Here is a 7346-nt window from a genome sequence, read left to right as displayed (position 1 = left end):
AATTTTATTATTTTTATATAATTTATTTTATTTGAAAATTAAATATAAATTCATAAAAATGAATTATGAAGCATTTATTAATATCAATTCCCTGGGTAATGTATAATTATTAACACCATTCATTATGTATAGAGGCGTCATGTTAGAATAATAGACTGAAGTAGCAATGGGAAGTCTGTTATTCACAGTTATCTGAACTATTTGTAAAGCGATGGAATTGCTGCTAAATTGAATTGAATTTAAAATGCCCGAAATGGTGAAAGCAACAGAGCTTACTGGTGCTCCTATACCTGAGGCTAGAGAAACGATACCTGCGGTAGATGCTAATGCAGACCCAACATCTAATACTGAACCAATAGTTGATGGTACATCGCTTTTCTCTAAATTAACATAAGAGTATAATATTTTTGTACTTGGACCTACAGTTGTATTTAAGGTTGTATTATATTCATAGTCCTGCCAATCAACAGGTGCAGGAGTATTAGGTATTGGGCAAGTTGAATTTATAACAGATATAGGTATTGGTTGACCAGCCTGATTATCCCATATTATGCCATTATATTCCTTTGCCCATTGACTAATGTTTATGCATGGATCATAAGCTTCCCAGCTATATAATGCCGGAGCAATTGAACTGTAACTTTTTAATACTTGTAAAGCTGTTAATTGCATTCCTAGTAACCAGGAAACTGGTTCATTCATTGCATCATAAACAGTCCAGTTTATCAAAGCAGTTTGACCCAATACATATAACTGACCAATATCTTCCTTACTACCTATCAAAGTATATGTAAAAATGTTATTAGCAGAATATACCTGACTTACTTGAGTAAACGTTAACGTTGCCCCAGGTATTATTGGGAAAAGTGAGTTCATTGCTTTACTAATTTCATTTAATTCTGCATAATCAACTGATGATAAAAATGCATTGCTTGCAATAGATACCGCATTAAAGCTCTCCTCATTAATATAAGCGTCTGCAAAAATCGTATTTATCTCTAGTTCAGAGAACGTTGTATTATATTCATAGTTAGGCTCTGCCAAAGCAATAGCTAAGCTTATCGGTGCTATACCAGTATTATTGGGATACCATGAAATTACTTTGGGTGAAAAATATAGGGCTCCAACATAAAGTAAGCCGCTTATTGTTGTAGTTACATGAGGTTCAATATATGAAGTTGGGGGTAAAGTTATTGTTGTTGTACTTGTTGTTTGCATTGGTATTGCTTCCAAACTAACTGTATTGTTATTGCTTATTTTCTTTTCACTATTTTCATTTATTTTGCTTATAAGTGGGTGCGAAAACTCTATACTAACAACATATCCTTTACCATTTAAAGGATAGCTCAAATTTAATGGAACCATTTCTTGTTGGGTAATTATCTCAACAGTATTATTTGGGTTTATTTCATATGAAGAAAATATTATTAGAGATGGCATGAAAGAAAAAATTGAATCATAACCATAATATTTTATCCAAGATTTTGCCCAATTTATTAATGAGGACATGTTTATGTTTATAATACCTCCTGTACCATTATAAATGCTTTGAAAAACTGTTCCGTTTTTAGTTGGGTAAAAAACCCATACCGAATATGAGGCATTTTTAATTATTTGAGAATCATCACCTTTTTCATAAATAGAATAAATTGTTAATGTATCCTTTTTAGGCCTTATACCAAAAAGATATAAGTTAAACAATGGAGAAAATACTATTGCTATGATAATAGAAATGATAATAACGGCAGAAATTGTTTTAGAATATCTGTTTAATTTCGTATCTATCACCTATTAAGAATAAAATAATAAGATAATATATATTTCTTACTTTGCGAATAAAATTGAATGAAAAACTTTAACATTAAACATTGAAAAGCTTTTAAATCTCCTTATCTATAATTATTATTTTATATAATAGTTCTTTATCATGTTTATTAATTAAAATAATAGTTTATTCATAGCAATTTATTAAGATCACTTGGTCTATATAATAAATCTGTATTATATCCGTTTTTTAATAAAAATTCAATTAAGTTTTCATCAATAGTCAATAATGGGATTTTTGAATATATTGAAGTAAAATAATATATTGCATCAATAATATCTTTATGGCCTTTATTATAAAAAGAAAAAGAATCAACATACGCTTCAATAGGAACTTCAAGTTTTTTATATGTTTCTCTTATAGCCTCTAATCCTTGATAAACAATTATTAGCTGTTCACTTTTTATGATTTTCAGTATTTTCCACATTGCCTCTAATATTCCAAATTCTATATAATATATATCATACTTTCTAAATAATTCGATCGCTTTCATTGCATTTTCTTCAACTTCAAATCCTAATGCAGGAAGAAGAAATGTTGTATCTATCAGCAATTTAGGTTTTGTTCTCGTATTCTTCTTGGACAATTATGCTCTCCTCTTCAAGTTCTTTTAATGTTATTTTACCTAGCTTTTTTCCTTTTAAAGATATAGTAACTGCATCCGGTAATGGCTTTATTTCAATTTTATCATCGTAAACTTTTAAAAGTAAACGAGTACCAACATCTATATTTAACTTTTCAGCTATATCTTTTGGTATAACTATTGTTCTTTTCTGTCTAACATAAATAATCCGATTTTCTGAAATTTCTGATCCACCCAGTTATAAGAATTAATCAAGCCTTATAAATAATGCTAACTTAGTATAATATCATAAAAAAATTATTAATCAAAAATAAAGACTTGTCTACTAATTAAAACTAAATTGCTCTTATTGTTAACCGGGGGGTTAACAATGTAAAATTCTAGCTCTTTATAACAATGTATTATTTAACCTATTAAGAAATTTAGATTTCTTAAAATTATAGTTTAGCAAAATTTATTGGAGAAATTTTTATATGAAAGTCAAAGGATTCCAAATCATATAGCATTAAGTAACAGCGCAAGAAGGGCCAACATTGTTGTTAATACTAATACCCTTCTATATGTACCTCGTACATTTTTATCAACTAAGGCAAATGTGGCACCAGCAATAGCAGTTAATGCCAATTCAATAGTTTGGAACGGTCCATGAGCAGTTGAGTAATTTACTCCTCCTTCAGCTATCAAAAACGCACTTAAAATAAGATAAATCCAAGTATATTTTCTCCTTATCAATCTCTTAAAATAATCAAATTTCATCATTCTTTTTATAAAAATTCTTTCTGCAAAAATAGAATTACTTGTTTCTTCAAGGCTTGTTTCTTCAACGAAAGCACTAAATATAAATAAACTAATGATACCTCCTAATATTGTAATTAAAATTTCATAAGATAACCCTTGTGGCAAATTTTTTATATAATAAAAAGAGAAAAGCTTTAGATCTTTCCATAATTCTATTAAAATTAATTGAATTGTTGTCATTAATAACATTGCAATCATGTAATCCCAGAATATTTTTGAATTCTCTTCTAAATCTAGCTTGTAATTTAACTTTATACTCGCTACTTGCTGATCCGCATTTTGACCTCTCTGTATATTTCTAAATCCAACATCGACAATAGATGTTGATTTTAGATAAAATTCTTTTTCATTTTTATAAGAAGAGCAATTATGCCATTCTTCTGTATGCAATTCTGTTTTTGATCTATCCCCCTTTTCTAACAATTCTTCATTATATCTATCTTCATTATATCTACATTGAACAAAGTCACCATGAGGTAACTTTAAAAGGACTTGATAGTTTTCTGGGGGGATTATGTTGATTTGTATTTTGTCGCCGGGGCCTAGGTTAAAATTTGCTTCATATACCGTTGCAATTTCTGTAGCTGTTGGACTTTCATATGTTTCAAAAGTAATAGTCTTCATATTTGATGGTGCTATAGTTCCGAGTTGGACTATAACAAAATTAATTTTTTCAGGTATATCAATACCAAAAATTTTTTTAACAGTAGATCTAGAGAAATATGAAAGTATTTTACCTTCTTCATCCTTTATCTTTAATCCTTTAAAATGTTTTGGAAGTTTTAGAAAGAAATATTTGACCTCAATTAGAGAGTCGTTTCTAAGAGTTAGCTCATATTTTACATAAGCTCTAAGTGGGCCTTCGTGTTCATATATTATCCTAACTCTTTCAATAGTAGGAGTAAAATAGATGTATAACTTAACAATCATTTCCCATATATATTGATTTTGTTGACTTTCATTATAATTTAATCTATTACGTTTTATAATTTCAAGCTTTATTGGAAATATTGAATGAAAACCATCATCATCATATTTTAAAATTGCAACATCTATATCAGGAACTATTTTTTCTGGTTCATACTTTCCTTCTATACTTTTTTCCAAATGCAATTCTATTGTACTGTCATTTCTAAGAATAATTTCTTTATAATCATTCTTTGATAAATATTTTTTGTTACCTTGCACGACAATGGCCATTTTAGGTAAATATAAAAGACCTGTTTTGCCTAATTTTTCATCTTTGATTTCTACTATAACATTATCAGAATTAATATTAACTGTTTTTCGCTCGGCATTACCCACTTTTGCCCACGTTATCAAAAATAATTCCACAAGCATATAAATATTTTTGTTTATTAAATCAAAAATTACTATAATTATAAAGAATTATTAATATTAAATTTGTAATAAATTAGAACCTCTCAAAACGTAAACTTATAAACTTACTCATACAATAAGCTGAGTTACTTTCATATAAAGGTTTTAGTAATTTAATAATTAAATAGTTTATTAATATATGATATTATGAATCGTAATTTAAAAAATAATCCATATATATTAAAAATCATATTAATGTAAATTTTAGAAAATTATGATAAGAGGTATAATTTTATAATCCTGGCTTATAAACTTATAAACTTATAAAAATAATAATTATATGAAGTGCTACAGTACACCTAAAGTAGTGCTAAAGTGGTGAGTAATTTGGGAATAACTTTAGATAAAGACAAAGAAGTTACCAAACGAAATAATAGCGACAATGTACTACACCTAATTATACCAGAAGAATTTGAAAGAACAATATTTATACAAAATAATATACCTGAGCCACCTCATGCTGTTCCTAAAAGAAAAGCAAAAAAACACAATAAATAATTGACTGTGCCTATTACATTTATCAAAATTTAGTTTATCGTCTTAAATAATTAAATTTTCTATAATAACACTTTTTTAAGAGAATTATATTACAAATAATTTTATTGTAATAAATTAAAACTACTAAAACAAATATTATAATAGCTTTTTATTTAAAACATAATGTATTTTTCTTTGAAAAAATCATTTATAATAGATCAATTGTATGGAAGCCATCAAACCAAAATAGAGCATGATTAATGCCATTATAATCAAGAAAATACCGAAGTGCTTATTGCTCAAGAATTTTCTCCCTGACTTCCCTATAATTCCCATCATGCCAAGCCATACAAAGTCCATCCATACATGGCTCGCATACATTATAGAAATACCAAATATGAAACCTAATGAAGTTGCTGATAAAATTAGAATTAAGCCTACAGTAGCCCACCATGATAGGAACAAAGGATTAGATGCAGTTAATAAGAAACCTGTTATAACAGGTCTATTAACAATTTTTGAACCGTTTGAAAAACCTTGGTCTGACACAAAGCCATTATCCTTTAGCCTACTATAACCATCCTTTATAACCATATAAGAGAAGTAAACTATAAATGATATAAGTATAAAACTTAAAACATACTTAATAAGAGCATCGTCTAATAATGCCTTTATTTGTTGCAATAAAAAAGCTAGAGCTACAACAAAAGGCAGCTCAAAAAGCAAGTGACCAAATGCTTCTTTAAAACCGCTAAACCATGAACCCTTTGAGCCTTCTACTATTGCTGAGAAAGTTAATGGTCCAGGAGAAAATGCTCCTGAAACACTTAACGTTATGGTTAATATTATTAGATAATACAGTTCCAACCTTTGCACCGCTCTTACCTAAATTACTACAATTTATAAATTTTAGTATATCAAATTAAAATTTGCTTTAAAGATATATAGGAATGCTTAATAATTATCCTAGCTTATATGCTTTGGTGAAAATTCATGCAAAAAATAATGGCTGCGCCAGGTCCAGTCTCTTACCCTCTTATACTTGCTGAAGATAAAGCCGACATATCAATAGATTTTGATAAAGAAGGCTATTCTGATGTAATTGCAGATTCTATAACATCTTTAATAAAAAGAGGGCTTAAAGTAGATTTCATAACAGTTAAGGAATTATTAGCTGTACATCCAAAGCTAAAAGGACCAAAGATTGGAGTATTTAGAAAAGGATCTGCAGGAGAAATACTTGTTAAGGCTGCAATGGATAAATATAATATAAAAGGAGAGATAATTTATGCTGACAGCTGGCAACAATTGCTTAATTTGCTTAATTCTGGAGAATTAAATAGCGCAGTAGTAAGCATAGCATTAGTAAAGCCTGAGAAAACTCTTGAATCAATGGTAAGCGCCCCGGGTGCTTGTGGGCTAAGCATTAACAAAAAAGAACTAATAAAACCAGTAAAAGATGCATACGAATTAGGAATAAACATAGCAAAAAAGGATCCTGAGGAGGCCGCTGATAGAATAGTGTCAAGGCTTCCTGTAGATGTTCCACGCGATTTTGTATATAAGATAATTACAAATGCTGAATATTTCTTCAAACCAGCAGAAAATATTGATTCGTTTATAGAATTAGTTAAAAAATATACAAAAGCCTGATTTTATTTTATAATTAGCACAATATCATCGAATCAATATGAAATCTCTACTTGTCTCTAAAATAAAAGTGCTAAATTTTAAATCAACAAAGAATTTTTCAAACAAATGAGTAGTTATAGCAAAACAAGGATAAATCAACAGAGGATATTTTAATTAAGTTGTTAAATTTAATGAACCTAGTTTTTCTTATTTAAAATTAATGAAATAAAGAGTAACATAATCTTAAAAACAAAACATATTTTCATCTATCCTAATATAGATATCAAGCTATATGTAATATAAGAAAAGATGTATGCAACTACAAATTGAACAATCAGGCTTAGTAAAGCTCTATGCCAACCTACAATTTTAGCTAATGATAATAGAGTAGCTATGCATGATGAGTAAAATGCTATAAAAACCATTAATGCAAGTGCAGATGCAATACTTAGTGACTTTATTAGCGTGAACCCACCAAATAAAGCCATGAGGCCTAATACTACTTCCTTAAATATCCAACCTCCCATAAGCATAACAGATACTTGCCATGGAAGCCCTAATGGTGCGAATATTGGTTCAATTTCTTTTCCTGCTATTGCTAACCAAGAATTTTCTATATTAAAAGTTATACCGTGAGGTCCAAGCGCTGAG

General features: G+C 28.6%; 8 protein-coding genes. 2 read left to right on the top strand and 6 right to left on the bottom strand.

The features are described from left to right. Positions 1 to 63 precede the first annotated feature (63 nt). From Q0C16_RS03160 to Q0C16_RS03150, 4 genes are all read right to left on the bottom strand, one after another. Positions 64 to 1788: a hypothetical protein gene (locus tag Q0C16_RS03160; protein WP_292319590.1), complete on the bottom strand. Its 1725-nt coding sequence runs from the start codon at positions 1786 to 1788 to the stop codon at positions 64 to 66. 167 nt (positions 1789 to 1955) lie between these two features. Next, positions 1956 to 2411 carry a PIN domain-containing protein gene (locus Q0C16_RS03155; protein ID WP_292319589.1) on the bottom strand — a complete coding sequence of 152 codons (456 nt, stop codon included), beginning with the start codon at positions 2409 to 2411 and terminating at the stop codon, positions 1956 to 1958. Further along, a complete protein-coding gene (locus Q0C16_RS07980; protein WP_367117899.1) occupies positions 2380 to 2613 on the bottom strand; it encodes an AbrB/MazE/SpoVT family DNA-binding domain-containing protein in 234 nt (77 codons plus the stop codon). Before Q0C16_RS07980 ends, Q0C16_RS03155 begins: the two co-directional genes overlap by 32 nt. 290 nt (positions 2614 to 2903) lie before the next feature. Beyond that, entirely contained in the window at positions 2904 to 4541 is a 1638-nt protein-coding gene (locus Q0C16_RS03150) for a hypothetical protein (protein ID WP_292319588.1), read from the bottom strand. 360 nt (positions 4542 to 4901) lie between these two features. On the opposite strand from Q0C16_RS03150, the gene Q0C16_RS03145 reads away from it, so the two are divergent. Beyond that, positions 4902 to 5084 (top strand): hypothetical protein, encoded by a 183-nt coding sequence (locus tag Q0C16_RS03145; protein ID WP_292319587.1) that lies wholly within the window; start codon positions 4902 to 4904, stop codon positions 5082 to 5084. Between the two features lie 183 nt (positions 5085 to 5267). Here Q0C16_RS03145 and Q0C16_RS03140 read toward each other — a convergent pair whose 3' ends face one another. After that, the gene (locus tag Q0C16_RS03140; RefSeq protein ID WP_292319586.1) at positions 5268 to 5930 is read right to left on the bottom strand and encodes a LysE family transporter; all 663 of its coding nucleotides are present in this window, start codon (positions 5928 to 5930) and stop codon (positions 5268 to 5270) included. A gap of 126 nt (positions 5931 to 6056) precedes the next feature. Between Q0C16_RS03140 and Q0C16_RS03135 the strand changes: the two genes are divergently transcribed. After that, positions 6057 to 6716, top strand: a complete 660-nt coding sequence (locus Q0C16_RS03135; RefSeq protein ID WP_292319585.1) for a DUF3834 domain-containing protein — start codon at positions 6057 to 6059, stop codon at positions 6714 to 6716. Positions 6717 to 6961: 245 nt separating this feature from the next. Here Q0C16_RS03135 and Q0C16_RS03130 read toward each other — a convergent pair. Next, the coding region (locus Q0C16_RS03130) for a nucleoside recognition domain-containing protein (RefSeq protein ID WP_292319584.1) at positions 6962 to 7346 on the bottom strand (385 nt) is incomplete at its 5' end.

This window comes from Caldisphaera sp. (genome assembly GCF_023256325.1).
In the GTDB taxonomy this organism is placed as follows: Archaea; Thermoproteota; Thermoprotei_A; order Sulfolobales; family Acidilobaceae; genus Caldisphaera.
The sequence above is the reverse complement of the archived record's forward strand: the minus strand, read 5'-3'. Positions and strand labels throughout refer to the sequence as shown.